The following is a 17,494-nucleotide window of genomic DNA, read 5'->3' on the forward strand; positions in this document are numbered from 1 at the left end:
GGAATTACTCTGCTTTGGGAGCTTCGGTGGCACAGGCAGGTTTGCCGGCCGCGTATTTTAGGCTTGGGTCGACCAGGGCACCAAAGTGCTTGAGGGCCTCGGAGCCGATCAGCAGCGGGAACTGGAAAGCGCTGCGGTCGGTGAGGTTGACCTCGATGGTGCGTCGTGTCTGGCCCATGCAGATATCGAGCTCGATGACCGGGCGGGCGGTGTAGGCCTTGCCGGATTCGGCGTCATAGTCCCCGGCACGGCGCTTGATCTTGCTGACCCGGGCCAGGGGGCGTTCGATAGGGTGTTTGTGGGCGGCGTCGATGGCCAGGTAGAAACGTACCCAGCTCTCGCCGTCGCGCTTGAAACGCTTGATGTCGCGGGCGCTGAGCGAGGCAGTCTTGGCGCCGGTATCGAGCTTGGCCGCCACTTCCAGGTCCAGGTCGCCCAGGCGAGCGTATTCGTTCAGACCGTACACGGTCTTTTCCGCCGCGGGCGCGAGGGCCGGCAGCAGGGTCAGGCAGAGCAGCAGTGAAGCGGGTGTGAGTCTCATAATCCTGGCGCGGTGCTGTGCGGGGTTCAGGGCAAGGCGACTGGCCAAGCGTCCTCATGAGTGTGTCGGTAGCATGAAAAGATGACAGACACACGATCCATGCTCCGAAAGGAGCGCGGCATTCTATCACGCCGATGTCTTGACGCCAGCGCGCCCGCGATCAGACCGCCGGGAGGCGGGGTAAGTTCGTTATTAGACGATTGTCGACAATATTCTTTTTGTCTTTGACGTGAGGCCTTGGTTTAGCTAGTTTTGCCGTCATTGATTTTGAAGGTGTCGACAATCATGCTGGACACAGCCCAGGCAGCCGCGATCAACCAGGACGAGACCGAGACCCTCTCGGAGAACGTCTTTCGGCGCATCCAGGCGGCCATCGTCAAGGGTGAGATCGCGCCCGGCAGCAAGATTTCCGAACCGGAGCTGGCGCGCACCTACGGCATCAGCCGTGGCCCGCTGCGCGAAGCGATCCACCGCCTGGAGGGCCAGCGCCTGCTGGTGCGCGTGCCCCATGTCGGGGCGCGGGTGGTGTCGTTGAGCCACGCCGAGCTGATCGAGCTGTATGAGATCCGTGAATCGCTCGAGGGCATGGCCTGCCGCCTGGCCGCCGAGCGCATGAGCCAGGCGGCCATCGACGAGCTGCGCCATGTGCTCGACACTCACGAGCGCGATGCTGCGTTCCAGGCCGGGCAGGGCTACTACCAGCAGGAAGGGGACTACGACTTCCACTACCGGATCATCCAGGGCAGCGGCAACCAGACCCTCTACAAGATGCTGTGCGGCGAGCTGTACCAGCTGGTGCGCATGTACCGCATCCAGTTCTCCACCACGCCCAACCGGCCACGCCAGGCCTTCGCCGAACACCACCGTATCCTCGACGCCATCGAGGCCCGCGACGGCGAACTCGCAGAACTCCTGATGCGCCGCCACATCGGCGCGTCCAAGCGCAATATCGAGCGCCACTACCAGGGCGCCGACAACAATAGCCCACGAGGTGAGTCATGACAGTGAAGAGCACCCCCGGCCAGCGTTTCCGTGACGCGGTTGCCGCCGAACATCCGCTGCAGGTGGTCGGGACCATCAACGCCAACCACGCCCTGCTGGCCAAGCGTGCCGGTTTCAAGGCCATCTACCTGTCCGGTGGCGGCGTCGCCGCCGGTTCCCTGGGGCTGCCGGACCTGGGCATCAGTGGCCTGGACGACGTGCTCACCGACGTGCGCCGCATCACCGACGTGTGCGACCTGCCGCTGCTGGTGGATGTCGACACCGGCTTCGGCGCCTCGGCTTTCAACGTCGCCCGTACCGTCAAGTCGATGAGCAAGTTCGGCGCTGCGGCCATCCATATCGAGGACCAGGTCGGCGCCAAGCGCTGCGGCCATCGCCCGAACAAGGAGATCGTCAGCCAGCAGGAGATGGTCGACCGTATCAAGGCCGCCGTTGACGCCCGCAGCGACGACAGCTTCGTGATCATGGCGCGCACCGACGCGCTGGCGGTAGAAGGCCTGAACGCCGCGCTGGACCGTGCGGCGGCGTGTGTCGAAGCCGGCGCCGACATGATCTTCCCGGAAGCGATCACCGAACTTTCGATGTACAAGACCTTCGCCGACCGGGTGAAGGCGCCGATCCTGGCCAACATCACCGAGTTTGGCGCCACGCCGTTGTACACCACCGAGGAGCTGGCCTCGGTCGACGTGTCGCTGGTGCTCTACCCGCTGTCGGCGTTCCGTGCCATGAACAAGGCCGCCGAGAATGTCTACACCGCGCTGCGCCGTGACGGTACGCAGAAGAACGTGATCGACACCATGCAGACTCGCATGGAGCTCTACGATGCCATCGGCTACCACGCCTTCGAGCAGAGCCTCGATGCGCTGTTCGCGCAGAAGAAGGGATAAGTGAAGGTCGGTGCTGGCCTCTTCGCGGGTAAACCCGCTCCTACAGGAGTTGCACAGGTTTTTGAAACGCCGCTGCACCTGTAGGAGCCGGCTTGCCGGCGAACAGGCCCGACACCCGATTAGCCAGAAAAGACTTCGATAACAAATTCAAGAAAGGAGAAACACCATGGCCGAAGCAAAAGTACTCAGTGGCGCAGGCCTGCGTGGCCAGGTGGCCGGGCAGACCGCACTGTCGACCGTCGGCCAGGCCGGTGCCGGCCTGACCTACCGCGGCTATGACGTGCGCGACCTGGCCGCCGGCGCCGAGTTCGAGGAAGTCGCCTACCTGCTGCTCTACGGCGAGCTGCCGAGCAAGGCCGAACTGGCGGACTACAAGCGCAGGCTCAAGGGCCTGCGCGACCTGCCGCAAGCGCTGAAGGAAGTCCTCGAGCGCATCCCGCGCGACGCCCACCCGATGGATGTGATGCGCACCGGCTGTTCGGTGCTCGGCACCCTGGAGCCGGAGCTGACCTTCGACGCCCAGCGCGACAAGACCGACCGCCTGCTGGCGCTGTTCCCGGCGGTGATGTGCTACTGGTACCGCTTCACTCACCACGGTGTGCGCATCGATTGCACCAGCGATGAAGAGACGATTGGCGGCCACTTCCTGCACCTGCTGCATGGCAAGAAACCAAGCGACCTGCACGTCAAGGTGATGAACGTCTCGCTGATCCTGTATGCGGAGCACGAATTCAACGCCTCGACCTTCACCGCCCGGGTCTGCGCCTCGACCCTGTCCGACCTGTACTCCTGCGTGACCGCCGCTATCGGTTCGCTGCGCGGCCCGCTGCACGGTGGCGCCAACGAGGCGGCGATGGAGCTGATCGAACGCTTCCAGACGCCGCAGGAAGCCACCGCCGAGCTGCTGCGCATGCTCGAGCGCAAGGACAAGATCATGGGCTTCGGCCATGCGATCTACAAAGAGTCCGACCCGCGCAACGAGGTGATCAAGGGCTGGTCGAAAAAGCTCGCCGACGAAGTGGGCGACACCGTGCTGTATCCGGTTTCCGAAGCTATCGACAAGACCATGTGGGAGCAGAAGCGCCTGTTCCCCAACGCCGACTTCTACCATGCCTCGGCGTACCACTTCATGGGCATCCCGACCAAGCTGTTCACCCCGATCTTCGTCTGCTCGCGCCTGACCGGCTGGGCCGCGCACGTGTTCGAGCAACGCGCCAACAACCGCATCATCCGCCCGAGCGCCGAGTACGTCGGCGTCGAGCAGCGCCAGTTCGTGCCGATCGAGCAGCGCTGAGTCAGCCCGCGATCCCTGTAGGAGCCAGCTTGCTGGCGAACCCCGGCATTGCCGGGACCCCGTTCGCCGGCAAGCCGGCTCCTACAAGGACGCAGGGCGGCCACAACAGCACCGACCTTACCGTGATTGAGTCCCTGTGCCATGAATACAGAATTCCGCAAGCCCCTGCCAGGCACCGCCCTGGACTACTTCGACGCCCGTGCCGCGGTCGAGGCAATCAAGCCTGGCGCCTATGACGGCCTGCCGTACACCTCCCGCGTACTCGCCGAAAACCTCGTGCGCCGTTGCGCCCCGGCCACCCTCAACGCCTCGCTCGAGCAATTGATCGAGCGCAAGCGCGACCTCGACTTCCCCTGGTTCCCGGCCCGCGTCGTGTGCCACGACATTCTCGGCCAGACCGCGTTGGTCGACCTGGCCGGCCTGCGCGACGCCATCGCCGACAAGGGCGGCGACCCGGCCCAGGTCAACCCGGTGGTGCCGGTGCAGTTGATCGTCGACCACTCGCTGGCCGTGGAGTGCGGCGGCTTCGACCCGCAGGCGTTCGAGAAGAACCGCGCCATCGAGGATCGCCGCAACGAAGACCGTTTCCACTTCATCAACTGGACCAAGAAGGCGTTCAAGAACGTCGATGTGATCCAGCCGGGCAACGGCATCATGCACCAGATCAACCTGGAGAAAATGTCGCCGGTGATCCACAGCGACCGTGGCGTCGCTTACCCGGACACCTGCGTCGGCACCGACAGCCACACCCCGCACGTCGATGCCCTGGGCGTGATCGCCATCGGCGTCGGTGGCCTGGAGGCCGAGAACGTGATGCTGGGGCGCGCGTCGTGGATGCGCCTGCCGGAAATCGTCGGCGTCGAGCTGACCGGCCGCCTGGCCCCCAACATCACCGCCACCGACCTGGTGCTGGCGCTTACCGAGTTCCTGCGCAAGCAGAAGGTGGTCGGCGCCTACCTGGAGTTCCACGGTGCCGGCGCCAGCGCGCTGACCCTGGGCGACCGTGCCACCATCTCCAACATGGCCCCGGAATACGGTGCCACCGCAGCGATGTTCGCCATCGACCAGCAGACCATCGACTACCTCAAGCTCACCGGCCGCGACGAGCAGCAGGTGCAGTTGGTGGAGACCTACGCCAAGGTCGCCGGCCTGTGGGCCGACAGCCTGGCCAAGGCCGAGTACGAGCGCACCCTGAGCTTCGACCTGTCGAGCGTGGTGCGCAACATGGCCGGCCCTTCCAACCCGCACGCCCGGGTATCCACCAGCGACCTGGCGGCCAAGGGCATTGCCGGCCAGTGGCAAGAAGTGCCGGGGCAGATGCCGGATGGCGCGGTGATCATCGCCGCCATCACCAGTTGCACCAACACCAGCAACCCGCGCAACGTGATCGCCGCAGGCCTGCTGGCGCGCAATGCCAACAAGCTCGGGCTTGCCCGCAAACCCTGGGTGAAGTCGTCGCTGGCGCCCGGCTCCAAGACCGTGCAGTTGTACCTGAAAGAAGCGGGGCTGGAGCAGGAGCTGGAACAACTGGGCTTCGGTATCGTCGCCTTTGCCTGCACCACCTGCAACGGCATGTCCGGCGCGCTGGACCCGGCGATCCAGCAAGAGATCATCGACCGCGACCTGTACGCCACCGCCGTGCTGTCGGGCAACCGCAACTTCGACGGGCGCATCCACCCCTACGCCAAGCAGGCCTTCCTGGCCTCGCCGCCGCTGGTGGTGGCCTACGCCATCGCCGGCACCATCCGCTTCGATATCGAGAAGGATGTGTTGGGCGTGGTCGACGGCAAGGAGATCCGCCTGAAGGATATCTGGCCGAGCGATGAAGAAATCGACGCCGTGGTGCGTGCTTCGGTGAAACCGGAGCAGTTCCGCCAGGTGTACATCCCGATGTTCGCCATCGAAGAGGACAGGGGGCCGAAGGTCGCGCCGCTGTACGAGTGGCGGCCAATGAGCACCTATATCCGCCGTCCGCCGTACTGGGAAGGCGCCCTGGCCGGCGAGCGCACCTTGCGTGGCATGCGCCCGCTGGCCGTGCTGCCGGACAACATCACCACCGACCACCTGTCGCCGTCCAATGCCATCATGCTCGACAGCGCCGCCGGCGAGTACCTGGCGAAGATGGGCCTGCCGGAAGAGGACTTCAACTCCTACGCCACCCACCGTGGCGACCACCTGACCGCCCAGCGCGCCACCTTCGCCAACCCCAAGCTGTTCAACGAGATGGTGCGCAAGGACGACGGCAGCGTGAAGCAGGGTTCGCTGGCGCGCATCGAGCCGGAAGGCAAGGTGACGCGCATGTGGGAAGCCATCGAAACCTACATGCAGCGCAAGCAGCCGCTGATCATTGTCGCCGGTGCCGACTACGGTCAGGGCTCGTCCCGCGACTGGGCGGCCAAGGGCGTGCGCCTGGCGGGGGTTGAGGCGATCGTTGCCGAAGGCTTCGAGCGCATCCACCGCACCAACCTGGTGGGCATGGGCGTGTTGCCGCTGGAGTTCAAACCGGGCACCGACCGCAAGACCCTGGGGCTGGATGGTAGCGAGACCTACGACGTGCTCGGTGAGCGCACGCCGCGCGCGACGCTGACCCTGGTGGTGACGCGGCGCAATGGCGAACGTGTCGAGGTGCCGGTGACCTGCCGCCTGGATACCGCCGAAGAGGTGTCGATCTACGAGGCGGGCGGGGTATTGCAGCGCTTTGCCCAGGACTTCCTGGAAGCGACCGCCTGAGTATGAAACGGGGGCCGCTTTGCGGCCCTTTCGCGACACAAGGCCGCTCCCACAGAGAGCGGCGCAGTACCTGTGGGAGCGGCCTTGTGTCGCGAAAGGGCTGCAAGGCAGCCCCAGGGTATTTCACCGGACTATCAGGATGCCCAAGACAATGGCATATGTACCCCAGATCAAAATCCCCGCCACCTACATCCGTGGCGGCACCAGCAAAGGCGTGTTCTTCCGCCTCCAGGACCTGCCCGAACAGGCCCGGGTCCCCGGCCCGGCCCGCGACGCCCTGCTGTTGCGGGTGATCGGCAGCCCCGACCCGTACGGCAAGCAGATCGACGGCATGGGCGGCGCCACCTCCAGCACCAGCAAGACGGTGATCCTGTCGAAAAGCATCAAGGCCGACCACGACGTCGACTACCTGTTCGGCCAGGTGTCGATCGACAAGGCCTTCGTCGACTGGAGCGGCAACTGCGGCAACCTGTCCGCCGCGGTCGGCTCGTTCGCCATTGCCAGCGGTCTGGTGGATGCGGCGCGTGTTCCGCGCAATGGCATCGCCACCGTGCGCATCTGGCAGGCCAACATCGGCAAGACCATCGTCGCCCACGTACCGATCACCGAGGGCGAGGTGCAGGAAACCGGCGATTTCGAACTCGATGGTGTGACCTTCCCAGCCGCCGAGGTGCAGCTGGAGTTTCTCGACCCGGCGGCCGACGAAGACGGTGACGGCGGGGCGATGTTCCCCACCGGCAACCTGGTGGATGACCTCCAGGTACCGGGTGCCGGCACGTTCAAGGCGACCCTGATCAACGCTGGGATCCCGACCATCTTCGTCAACGCCGCCGACCTTGGCTACACCGGGGCCGAGCTGCAGGACGCGATCAACGGTGATGCCGCGGCATTGGCCCGTTTCGAGACCATTCGTGCCCATGGCGCGGTGCGCATGGGCTTGATCGAGCATGTCGACCAGGCGGCCGGGCGTCAGCACACACCCAAGGTGGCTTTCGTCGCGGCGCCGAGCACCTACACTGCTTCCAGTGGCAAGACGGTCAATGCCGAGGAGATCGACCTGCTGGTGCGCGCGCTGTCGATGGGCAAGCTGCACCACGCGATGATGGGTACGGCCGCAGTGGCTATCGGCACGGCGGCGGCGATACCCGGGACGCTGGTCAACCTCGCCGCTGGCGGGGGAGAACGCAGTGCCGTGCGCTTCGGTCATCCGTCCGGAACGTTGCGGGTCGGGGCCGAGGCGCGCCAGGTGGGCGGGCAATGGACCGTGACCAAGGCCATCATGAGCCGTAGCGCTCGGGTGCTGATGGAGGGCTGGGTGCGCGTGCCTGGCGACAGCTTCTAACGCAGCATCGGCGCACGGCTTTCGTTGAGCGGGGCCGCTGTGCGGCCCTTCGCCGGCAAGCCGGCTCCTACGGGTGACAGGTAGGAGCCGGCTTGCCGGCGAAGGGCTGCGCAGCAGCCCCTGTGCCAAGGGAGTCATCAATGAGCGCCAATACCGATCTCAACACTCGCCCCGACTACGACCAGATCCTCCAGGCTATCGCCGACTACGTCCTCGACTACCAGGTTGACTCCGTCGAAGCCCTCGATACCGCCCGCAATTGCCTGGTGGACACTCTCGGCTGCGGCCTGCTAGCCCTGCGCTTCCCCGAATGCACCAAGCTGCTCGGCCCAATGGTCGAGGGGACCGTGGTCCCCCACGGCGCACGGGTGCCCGGCACCAGCTACCGCCTGGACCCGGTCAAGGCCGCCTGGGACATCGGCTGTACCATCCGCTGGCTGGACTACAACGACACCTGGTTGGCCGCGGAGTGGGCCCACCCCTCGGACAACCTCGGCGGCATCCTCGCCGTCGCCGATCACCTTTCGCAAAAGCGCGCGGCCGATGGCGAGGCGCCGCTGACCATGCGCACCGTGCTCGATGCGATGATCATGGCTCACGAAATCCAGGGCGTGCTGGCGCTGGAGAACGCATTCAACCGGGTCGGCCTGGACCATGTGCTGCTGGTCAAGGTGGCCTCCACGGCGGTCTGCGCCAAGCTCATGGGTGCCAACCGCGAACAACTGCTGTCGGCACTGTCCCATGCCTTCGTCGACGGCCAGGCCTTGCGCACTTACCGTCACGCGCCCAATGCCGGGTCGCGCAAGTCGTGGGCGGCGGGGGATGCCTCCAGTCGCGGGGTGCGCCTGGCCGATATCGCCCTGCGTGGCGAAATGGGCGTGCCCAGCGTGCTGACGGCGGCGCAGTGGGGCTTCTACGACGTGTCGTTCAGCCACACCAACAAGGACCTGGCACTCAAGCCTGACGAGCAGCAGGCCCTGCGCCTGCCCCAGCCCTTTGGCAGCTACGTGATGGAAAACGTGCTGTTCAAGGTCAGTTTTCCCGCCGAGTTCCACGCGCAGACCGCCTGCGAGGCCGCGCTGGCCCTGCACCCGCAGGTGCGCAACCGCCTGCATGAAGTTGCACGCATTGTCATCACTACCCAGGAGTCGGCGATCCGCATCATTTCCAAGGAGGGCCCGCTGGCCAACGCCGCTGACCGTGATCACTGTCTGCAGTACATGACCGCCGTGCCGCTGATCTTCGGCAGCCTGGTGGCCGAACATTACGAGGATGCTTTCCACGCGGCGCACCCGAGCATCGACCGCCTGCGCGAGAAGATGGAGGTGGTCGAAGAGCCGCGTTTCAGCCGCGAATACCTGGAGCCTGACAAGCGCTCGATCGCCAACGGCCTGCAGGTGTTCTTCAAGGATGGCAGCCACACACGGGAAGTGGTGGTGGAGTACCCGGTCGGCCATCGTCGGCGCAGGGCAGAGGGGATACCGTTGCTGGAGGCCAAGTTCAGGGAGAACCTGGCGACACGGTTCGTGCGGCAGCGGTGTGAGGAGATCGTCGAGTTGTGCAAGGACCAGGATGCGCTCGAGGCCATGCCGGTGCACAGGTTTGTCGATCTGTTCGTGATCTGAAAAGCTTCGCCGGCAAGCCGGCTCCTACAAGGGGGGCTGGCGAACTGGCTGGAACGAAAAAGCCCCGGTATTGCTACCGGGGCTTTCTTTTACAGCGTACTGCTCAGCTTACGCCTGGACCACCGGGATCTTGGCGTTGGCCGCGGCTTCGCGGAACTCGGCGATCTGGTCGAAGCTCAGGTAGCGGTAGACGTCGGCAGCCATGCTGTCGATATCCTTCGCGTACTGCATGTACTCCTCGACGGTCGGCAGCTTGCCGATGATCGAAGCGACGGCGGCCAGTTCGGCCGAAGCCAGGTACACGTTGGTCGCGTCGCCCAGGCGGTTCGGGAAGTTACGGGTCGAGGTGGAGACCACGGTGGAGCCGGTCTGCACACGTGCCTGGTTACCCATGCACAGCGAGCAGCCTGGCATTTCCATGCGCGCGCCAGCCTTGCCGTAGATGCCGTAGTAACCTTCCTCGGTCAGCTGGTGGGCGTCCATCTTGGTTGGCGGGGCCAGCCACAGGCGGGTTGGAATGCCACCCTTGACCTTGTCCAGCAGCTTGCCGGCGGCGCGGAAGTGACCGATGTTGGTCATGCACGAACCGATGAACACTTCGTCGATCTTCTCGCCCTGTACCGAGGACAGCAGGCGGGCGTCGTCCGGGTCGTTCGGCGCGCAGAGCACAGGCTCTTTCACGTCGGCCAGGTCGATCTCGATGATTTCGGCGTATTCGGCGTCGGCGTCGGCCGACAGCAGCTCAGGCTTGGCCAGCCAGGCTTCCATCGCTTGTGCGCGGCGCTCCAGGGTGCGGGCATCGCCGTAGCCTTCGCCGATCATCCAGCGCAGCAGGGTGATGTTGGACTGCAGGTACTCGGCGATGGCCTTCTCTGGCAGCTTGATGGTGCAACCGGCGGCGGAACGTTCGGCCGAGGCGTCGGACAGCTCGAAGGCTTGCTCGACGGTCAGGTCGTTCAGGCCTTCGATCTCCAGGATGCGGCCGGAGAAGGCGTTTTTCTTGCCTTTCTTCTCGACGGTCAGCAGGCCTTTCTGGATGGCGTAGTAAGGGATCGCATGGACCAGGTCACGCAGGGTGATGCCTGGCTGCAGTTTGCCCTTGAAGCGCACCAGGATCGACTCTGGCATGTCCAGCGGCATGACGCCGGTGGCGGCGGCGAAGGCCACAAGGCCCGAGCCGGCCGGGAACGAGATGCCGATCGGGAAGCGGGTGTGCGAGTCGCCACCGGTACCTACGGTGTCAGGCATCAGCATGCGGTTCAGCCAGCTGTGGATGATGCCGTCGCCAGGGCGCAGCGACACGCCGCCACGGGTGCGGATGAAGTCTGGCAGGGTGTGGTGGGTGGTGACGTCGATCGGCTTCGGATAAGCCGCGGTGTGGCAGAACGACTGCATCACCAGGTCAGCGGAGAAGCCCAGGCACGCCAGGTCTTTCAGCTCGTCGCGGGTCATCGGGCCAGTGGTGTCCTGGGAGCCGACGGTGGTCATCTTCGGTTCGCAGTAGGCACCTGGGCGCACGCCCTGGCCTTCCGGCAGACCGCAGGCACGGCCGACCATCTTCTGCGCCAGGGTGAAGCCCTTGGTCGAAGCGGCAGGCTGCTCGGGTTTCTTGAACAGGTCCGAAGGGGCCTGGCCCAGCTCGGCGCGGGCTTTCTCGGTCAGGCCACGGCCGACGATCAGCGGGATACGGCCACCGGCGCGGACTTCGTCCAGCAGTACTTCGGTTTTCAGCTCGAAGTTGGTGACCAGTTCGTCGCTGCCGTGGCGGCGCACTTCACCCTTGAACGGGTAGACGTCGATGACGTCGCCCATTGCCAGGTTGGTGCAGTCGAATTCGATCGGCAGGGCGCCGGCGTCTTCCATGGTGTTGTAGAAGATCGGGGCGATCTTGGTGCCGAAGCAGAAGCCACCGGCGCGCTTGTTGGGAACGTACGGGATGTCGTCGCCGAAGAACCACAGCACCGAGTTGGTGGCGGATTTACGCGAGGAACCGGTACCGACCACGTCGCCGACGTAGGCGACCGGGAAGCCCTTGGCTTTCACGGCTTCGATCTGGGCCAGCGGGCCGACCGAACCTGGTTGCGAAGGCTCGATGCCGTCACGGGCCATCTTCAGCATGGCCAGGGCGTGCAGCGGGATGTCAGGGCGCGACCAGGCGTCCGGGGCAGGCGACAGGTCGTCGGTGTTGGTTTCGCCAGGCACCTTGAACACGGTCAGGGTGTACTTGTCGGCGATGGCCGGGCGGGCGGTGAACCACTCGCCGGCGGCCCAGGATTCCAGCACGGCCTTGGCGTGGACGTTGCCGGCTTTGGCTTTTTCAGCCACATCGTGGAAGGCATCGAACATCAGCAGGGTGTGCTTGAGCTGTTCGGCCGCGACGGCGCCCAGTTCGGCGTCGTCCAGCAGCGCGACCAGCGTTTCGATGTTGTAGCCGCCCTGCATGGTGCCCAGCAGCTCGGTGGCGCGCTTGCGGTCGATCAGTGGCGATTTTGCTTCGCCCTTGGCGACGGCGGAGAGGAAGGCGGCCTTGACGTAGGCGGCTTCGTCCACCCCTGGTGGAACGCGGTTGGTGATCAGGTCTACGAGGAAGGCTTCTTCGCCGGCCGGCGGGTTTTTCAGCAGCTCGACCAGGCCTGCAGTTTGTTCGGCGTTCAGCGGCTGGGGCACGATACCCAGAGCGGCACGCTCTTCGATGTGTTTGCGGTAGGCTTCAAGCACAGTTATTACCCTCATCAGTGGTCCCTAAAGGGAGTCCGGGACGCTCATCCAGCATTCCCATGCACCCATGCGCTAATGGCGGCTTTTTGAGCCGGCAAGCCAGGGTCGCAGAGAATCCTTACAGAAGCTGCTTTCAAAGTTTTACGCCTGTAGAACGGAAGGCTGATGAGGGGTTGGCCATGGACATGCGCGTTTGCATGGACAGGGCCAACGCCGTTCTACCGGATGAACTGTGCTCGTGACGCTTTGAAAACAGCTTCCAACGGACATTGTTGCCTTGAAAAGGCGGAGTGATTCTACGGCAAAAATCAGCCGAAGGTAAGGCGGCGAAGATGACTTTAACGGGTGACCCTGGTTAGACAAAGGGCTAACATGAACCGGTGTTCCCCCGCCAAGCCGTTGTTTTTACATGTCCAACCAATCCATCAAGACGCCTTGCGTCGGCCTCTGCTCCACGGTGTACGGAGACCTGGTGTGCCGCGGCTGCAAGCGCTTCCACCACGAAGTGATCCACTGGAACGGCTACGACGACGCGCAGAAGCGCGCGGTCTGGCTACGCCTGGAGCAACTGCTGGTGCAGGTGATGATGGCCAAGCTGGAGGTGTTCGACAAAGGGCTTCTGCGCCAGCAGCTGGAGCAGCGCTCGATCCGCTTCGTGGCGCATCAGTCGGAGTACTGCTGGGCCTACCAGCTGATCGCCCGGGGCGCGCGGATGATCCGCGACCTGGAGGCATACGGGATGGCGTTGCTGCCGGAGTTCCGCGATTGGGAACTGCCGCAGTTGCGCGATGCCATCGACCGGGAGTTTTTCCTGCTGTCGGAGGCGCATTACCAGCGCTATATCGCGCCGAGCTTTCTGCGTGATGCCCTGGAGAGCGGGCAGCAGGGCTGAGGTCTTGTGGTGAATTGGCTGGCCCTATCGCGGATGAATCCGCTCCTACAGGCCGGCGCGTGTAGGAGCGGATTTATCCGCGATAGGGCATTCGATCAGTCGCCGGTGTACTCGCAACCGCTGGTGCAGGTCTCGTGGATACGCACCTTCGACAGCTCCGGCAGCAACGGCTTGACCTGTTCCCAGATCCACTTGGCGATCACTTCGCTGGTGGGGTTTTCCAGGCCTGGAATATCGTTCAGGTAATTGTGGTCGAGCTGCTCGTAGATCGGCTTGAAGATCGCCTTGATCTCGGAGAAGTCGCGTATCCAGCCGGTGTGCGGGTCGAGCGGGCCGGTCAGGTGCAGGGCGACCTTGAACGAGTGGCCATGCAGGCGGCCGCACTTGTGCCCGGCCGGGACGTTGGGCAGGCGGTGAGCCGATTCGAAGGTGAACTCTTTGAAAATTTCCACGCTGGCATAACTCTGTGTGAATCGATGATGCGCGCAGTCTACCAGCATGCCCGCTACAAGGCTTGCAGGCGATCCTGCAACCGCCCGGTGGCGATCAGTTCCAGCAGCTCGTCACCCAGGCGCTGGCTTTCGGCGATGGCCTGGTACCAGTAGCGCTTGCGGCTGGGGGCATCGCCCATGAAGCGCTTGAAGTCGTTGCGGTCGGGCAGCTTGCCGTAGGGCAGGGCGGCGAGGTACTGCGGCGAGGGCGTCAGCAGCAGCACGTTGCGCAGGCGCGTGGCGTCGCCCTTGCGCCAAGGCAGGGCCTTGTCGAACCAGCCGGGCACCACCTTGTCAGTGAAGTGCGGGTAGAGCACCAGGTCGTCGCCGCGGTAGGGCAGGTCCAGGTGGTAGTCGAGCAGGCCGCCGTCGCGGTAGGTGCCGGTGCCCGCGCCGGGAATGTCGCGCACCCCTTCCATGACCATCGGGATCGAGCCCGAGGCGAGCAGGGCGTGGCGCAGGTTGGCCAGGTCCAGCGGCAGGTGGCGCGTGGGGAAGTCGGTGAGCGCCTCCAGCGGCGGCGCCTCGCGGTCATCATGCAGGATGACCCTTTCGAAGTGCCGGCCAAGGCGCTCGCGCCCCAGCAGGTTACTGGCGATCACCGAGCCCAGGCCCATGCCGAGGCGGCCGCGGTGGTCGTGGGCCAGCTGGCCATGGCTCTTCACCACCAGGACGTTCAGGCGGTAGTACGGGTTGGCGAGGATCTGCCCGTCGCGGCCTTGCAGCAGGTCGTCGAGCATGCGCTGGCTGCTCTGGCTGATCTCTTTGGGTGTCACGCCCTTGGCGAAGTCCTGCTCGGTGTACAGCTCGCCGAGGCGGCGCAGGCCGGCGACCGGGTCATCGAGGCAGGCGCTGGCGAAGCGCCAGGAGCCAATCGAAGCACCGATCAGCGCGCGCTGGCGTGGCGCCGACGGCAGCCATTCACCGAACAAAGCCAGGTCCAGGCCCTGGATGCCCAGTGGCTTGGGGCCGCCTGCCGCGCCCGGTAGCACACCGACATCGGCCGCCCGCAGGCCGCGCTCGCGGATCTGCCGCAGCGCTCGCTGGCCGGCCTTGAAGGTCAGGGCGGGGTACTTGACGTGGATGGCGCTCATGGCAGGGTCTCGAGCAATACAGGCGGCTCATTATAGGGGCAGATGGCCCATCGCGGATGAATCCGCTCCTACGCGCCCTGTAGGAGCGGATTCATCCGCGATGAGGCCGGTACAGGCCCGCCAGCCAACTGCGCTATCATGCGGCCAGCTGTTTTCAGGTTGAGTTAAGGACCCCCGGTTAGTCTTGATCCCGTAGACAACTTGCACACCCCGATGGAGTGACCCCATGAAAACTTTGACTGCCCTGTTCACCGCCGCCACCCTCGCTTTCGCTGCCAACGCCGCCTTCGCCAAGGACGTACAGCCCGATGAAGTGGTCAAGCTGGTCAACGCCAAGACCATCAAGTCGCTGGACGAGCTGAAGGCCGCCGCCGTGGCCAAGCACCCGGGCGCCACCGTCACCGACAGCGAGCTCGAGGACGAATACGGCCGCTACATCTACAAGGTCGAACTGCGTGACGCACAGAACGTCGAGTGGGACGTCGACCTGGACGCCAAGACCGGTGAAGTACTGAAGGATGCGCGAGACAACTGATGCGTGAGTTACCGCGAACGGCGCGCTACCTGGCCCTGGTCCTGATGGCCGTCTGTTCGCTGGCCGCCGCCCGCGACCTGGACCAGGACGAGGCCCTGGCGCTGCGCCAGCAAGGCATCATCCTGCCACTCGAGCAACTGCTCGAGGCCGCCCTGGGGCGTTACCCCGGGGCGCGCCTGCTGGAGGCGGAGCTGGAAGAGAAGCACGAGCGCTACGAATACGAAGTCGAGCTGCTGACCCCCGAAGGCGTGGTGCGCGAGATCAAGCTCGACGCGCGCACGGGCGCGCTGCTCAAAGATGAGGAAGATGACTGAATGCGCCTGCTGCTGGTCGAAGACAATGTGCCTCTGGCCGACGAACTGACGGCCACGTTGCAGCGCCAGGGTTATGCCGTGGACTGGCTGGCCGATGGCCGCGACGCGGTGTACCAGGGCCAGAGCGAACCCTATGACCTGATCGTGCTCGACCTTGGCCTGCCTGGCCTGCCGGGGCTAGAGGTGCTGGCGCAATGGCGTGCGGCGAACCTGGCCACGCCTGTGCTGATCCTGACCGCGCGCGGTTCCTGGGCCGAGCGCATCGAAGGCCTCAAGGCCGGTGCCGATGACTACCTGACCAAACCCTTCCACCCGGAAGAGCTTCAACTGCGCATCCAGGCCCTGCTGCGCCGCGCCAAGGGGCTGGCCAACCAGCCCAGGCTGGAGGCCGCCGGCCTGCACCTGGACGAGTCGCGTCAGTGCGTCAGCCGCGAGGGTGTCGATATTCAGTTGACCGCTGCCGAGTTCCGCCTGTTGCGCTACTTCATGCTGCACCCGGGCCAGGTGCTGTCCAAGAGCCACCTGGCTGAGCACCTCTACGATGGCGAGACCGAGCGTGATTCCAACGTGCTCGAAGTGCACGTCAACCACCTGCGGCGCAAGCTTGGGCGCAGCGTGATCGAGACCCGCCGCGGCCAGGGCTACGTGTACGCTGGGAGTGCTGCGTGAAGTCGATCCAGGCGCGCCTTAGCCTGGGGCTGGTAGCGGTACTGGTGGTGGTGGGCGTGGCGTTGGCGCAACTGACCCTGTGGCTGTTCGAGGCTGGCCTGCAGCGTTACCTGGAAACCGGCCTGCGCCAGGAAAGCGAAAACCTGCTGGTGGCGCTGGTGCGCGGGCCGTCCGGTTTGCAGCTGGACGAGCGGCGCATCTCTTCGGCGTACCAGCGGCCGTTCTCGGGTTATTACTTCCGCATCGATTTCGACCAGGGCACCTGGCGCTCACGCTCGTTGTGGGACCTGGACATGCCCAAGCCTGGCAAGCCGGGTTTGGACGATGGCCATGAACTGGGCCCGGAAGGTCAGCAGTTGTTGGCCTATCGCGGTGATTACCGGCGCCTGGGGCAGGATATTTCTATCAGCGTCGCCCAGGATTATTCCCCCGTGCGCGAAGGCTTCCGGCGCCTGCAGCAGATCGGCCTGGGCATGGGCCTGGTGGCGCTGCTGCTGGTGCTGGTGCTGCAGCGCCTCACCGTGACCCGCTCGTTGCGCCCGCTGGAGCGGGCGCGCCGGCAGATCGCCCAGTTGCAGCAGGGGCAGCGTTCGCAACTGGATGCCGAGGTGCCCAGCGAGCTGCAGCCGCTGGTCGACCAGATCAACCATCTGCTGGCGCACACCGAAGACAGCCTGCGCCGTTCGCGCAATGCCCTGGGCAACCTGGGGCATGCGCTGAAAACGCCGCTGGCGGTGCTGCTCAGCCTGGCGTCGAGTGACCGTTTGCAGGCCGACGTGCGCACACAGATGCGCGAGCAACTGGAGCAGATCCAACAGCGCCTGGCCCGCGAGCTCAACCGTGCACGCCTGGCCGGGGATGCGTTGCCCGGCGCGCAGTTCGATTGCGACGCCGAGCTGCCGGGGTTGCTGGCCACCCTGGGCATGATCCATGGCGAAGGCTTGCTGCTTGAGCGCGACGTGCCGCCGGGCCTGCTGTTGCCCTGGGACCGCGAAGACCTCCTGGAGCTGCTCGGCAACCTGCTGGACAACGCCTGCAAGTGGGCCGACAGCGAGGTGCGGTTGGGCATGGCATCGACTGCAGCGGGGTATCAGTTATGGGTCGATGACGACGGTCCCGGTATTCCTGAGGCGCAGCGCTTGCAGGTGCTCGAGCGGGGTTCGCGGCTGGATGAGCAGGTGGACGGCCACGGCCTGGGGCTTGGGATCGTGCGCGATATCGTCGAGGCCTGGGGTGGGCAAATCATGTTGCTGGAAAGCCCGCAGGGCGGCTTGCGGGTCAGTATCGAATTGCCACGCAAGGGTGCTCTGTAGGAGCGGCTTCAGCCGCGATACCGGCACCCCGCTGGTGTGTGGCACCC

At 65.1% G+C, this 17,494-nt stretch carries 15 protein-coding genes; 11 read left to right on the plus strand and 4 right to left on the minus strand.

Features of this window, described 5'->3' with window-relative positions:
* Positions 1-4 precede the first annotated feature (4 nt).
* Positions 5-541: a retropepsin-like aspartic peptidase RloA gene (gene rloA / locus PSEEN_RS08860; protein WP_011533145.1), complete on the minus strand. Its 537-nt coding sequence runs from the start codon at positions 539-541 to the stop codon at positions 5-7.
* A gap of 285 nt (positions 542-826) precedes the next feature.
* Here rloA and PSEEN_RS08865 point away from each other — a divergent pair, with 285 nt between their 5' ends.
* The 6 genes from PSEEN_RS08865 (at position 827) to prpD (ending at position 9,421) form a co-directional block, all read left to right on the plus strand.
* Positions 827-1,543 (plus strand): GntR family transcriptional regulator, encoded by a 717-nt coding sequence (locus PSEEN_RS08865; protein ID WP_011533146.1) that lies wholly within the window; start codon positions 827-829, stop codon positions 1,541-1,543.
* Entirely contained in the window at positions 1,540-2,430 is an 891-nt protein-coding gene (gene prpB / locus PSEEN_RS08870; protein WP_011533147.1) for a methylisocitrate lyase, read from the plus strand. Before PSEEN_RS08865 ends, prpB begins: the two co-directional genes overlap by 4 nt.
* A 166-nt stretch (positions 2,431-2,596) precedes the next feature.
* A complete protein-coding gene (gene prpC / locus PSEEN_RS08875; protein WP_011533148.1) occupies positions 2,597-3,724 on the plus strand; it encodes a bifunctional 2-methylcitrate synthase/citrate synthase in 1,128 nt (375 codons plus the stop codon).
* A gap of 141 nt (positions 3,725-3,865) precedes the next feature.
* Positions 3,866-6,454, plus strand: coding sequence for a Fe/S-dependent 2-methylisocitrate dehydratase AcnD (gene acnD, locus PSEEN_RS08880; protein WP_011533149.1), 2,589 nt, complete (start codon positions 3,866-3,868; stop codon positions 6,452-6,454).
* A gap of 151 nt (positions 6,455-6,605) precedes the next feature.
* Complete coding sequence (prpF, locus tag PSEEN_RS08885; protein WP_011533150.1) at positions 6,606-7,796, plus strand: 2-methylaconitate cis-trans isomerase PrpF; 1,191 nt, start codon at positions 6,606-6,608, stop codon at positions 7,794-7,796.
* A 140-nt stretch (positions 7,797-7,936) separates the two neighbouring features.
* The gene (prpD, locus tag PSEEN_RS08890; RefSeq protein ID WP_011533151.1) at positions 7,937-9,421 is read left to right on the plus strand and encodes a 2-methylcitrate dehydratase; all 1,485 of its coding nucleotides are present in this window, start codon (positions 7,937-7,939) and stop codon (positions 9,419-9,421) included.
* A 108-nt stretch (positions 9,422-9,529) separates the two neighbouring features.
* Here prpD and acnB read toward each other — a convergent pair whose 3' ends face one another.
* The gene (gene acnB / locus PSEEN_RS08895) at positions 9,530-12,139 is read right to left on the minus strand and encodes a bifunctional aconitate hydratase 2/2-methylisocitrate dehydratase (protein WP_011533152.1); all 2,610 of its coding nucleotides are present in this window, start codon (positions 12,137-12,139) and stop codon (positions 9,530-9,532) included.
* Between the two features lie 409 nt (positions 12,140-12,548).
* Between acnB and PSEEN_RS08900 the strand changes: the two genes are divergently transcribed.
* Positions 12,549-13,031, plus strand: coding sequence for a DUF1289 domain-containing protein (locus PSEEN_RS08900; protein ID WP_011533153.1), 483 nt, complete (start codon positions 12,549-12,551; stop codon positions 13,029-13,031).
* A gap of 95 nt (positions 13,032-13,126) precedes the next feature.
* On the opposite strand, the gene queD is transcribed toward PSEEN_RS08900, so the two are convergent.
* Both queD and PSEEN_RS08910 read right to left on the minus strand, forming a co-directional pair.
* Positions 13,127-13,483 carry a 6-carboxytetrahydropterin synthase QueD gene (gene queD, locus PSEEN_RS08905; RefSeq protein ID WP_011533154.1) on the minus strand — a complete coding sequence of 119 codons (357 nt, stop codon included), beginning with the start codon at positions 13,481-13,483 and terminating at the stop codon, positions 13,127-13,129.
* Positions 13,484-13,536: 53 nt separating this feature from the next.
* Positions 13,537-14,616: a patatin-like phospholipase family protein gene (locus PSEEN_RS08910; RefSeq protein ID WP_011533155.1), complete on the minus strand. Its 1,080-nt coding sequence runs from the start codon at positions 14,614-14,616 to the stop codon at positions 13,537-13,539.
* 226 nt (positions 14,617-14,842) lie between these two features.
* Here PSEEN_RS08910 and PSEEN_RS08915 point away from each other — a divergent pair, with 226 nt between their 5' ends.
* The 4 genes from PSEEN_RS08915 to PSEEN_RS08930 are packed head-to-tail and all read left to right on the plus strand — an operon-like array spanning position 14,843 to position 17,447.
* Positions 14,843-15,151 carry a PepSY domain-containing protein gene (locus tag PSEEN_RS08915; RefSeq protein ID WP_011533156.1) on the plus strand — a complete coding sequence of 103 codons (309 nt, stop codon included), beginning with the start codon at positions 14,843-14,845 and terminating at the stop codon, positions 15,149-15,151.
* Complete coding sequence (locus PSEEN_RS08920) at positions 15,151-15,465, plus strand: PepSY domain-containing protein (RefSeq protein ID WP_011533157.1); 315 nt, start codon at positions 15,151-15,153, stop codon at positions 15,463-15,465. Before PSEEN_RS08915 ends, PSEEN_RS08920 begins: the two co-directional genes overlap by 1 nt.
* Positions 15,466-16,134, plus strand: coding sequence for a response regulator transcription factor (locus PSEEN_RS08925; protein ID WP_011533158.1), 669 nt, complete (start codon positions 15,466-15,468; stop codon positions 16,132-16,134).
* Positions 16,131-17,447 (plus strand): sensor histidine kinase, encoded by a 1,317-nt coding sequence (locus tag PSEEN_RS08930; RefSeq protein ID WP_011533159.1) that lies wholly within the window; start codon positions 16,131-16,133, stop codon positions 17,445-17,447. The genes PSEEN_RS08925 and PSEEN_RS08930 overlap by 4 nt, the downstream gene beginning before the upstream one ends.
* The last annotated feature ends 47 nt before the right edge of the window (positions 17,448-17,494 follow it).

It is taken from the genome of Pseudomonas entomophila L48, assembly GCF_000026105.1.
GTDB lineage: Bacteria > Pseudomonadota > Gammaproteobacteria > Pseudomonadales > Pseudomonadaceae > Aquipseudomonas > Aquipseudomonas entomophila.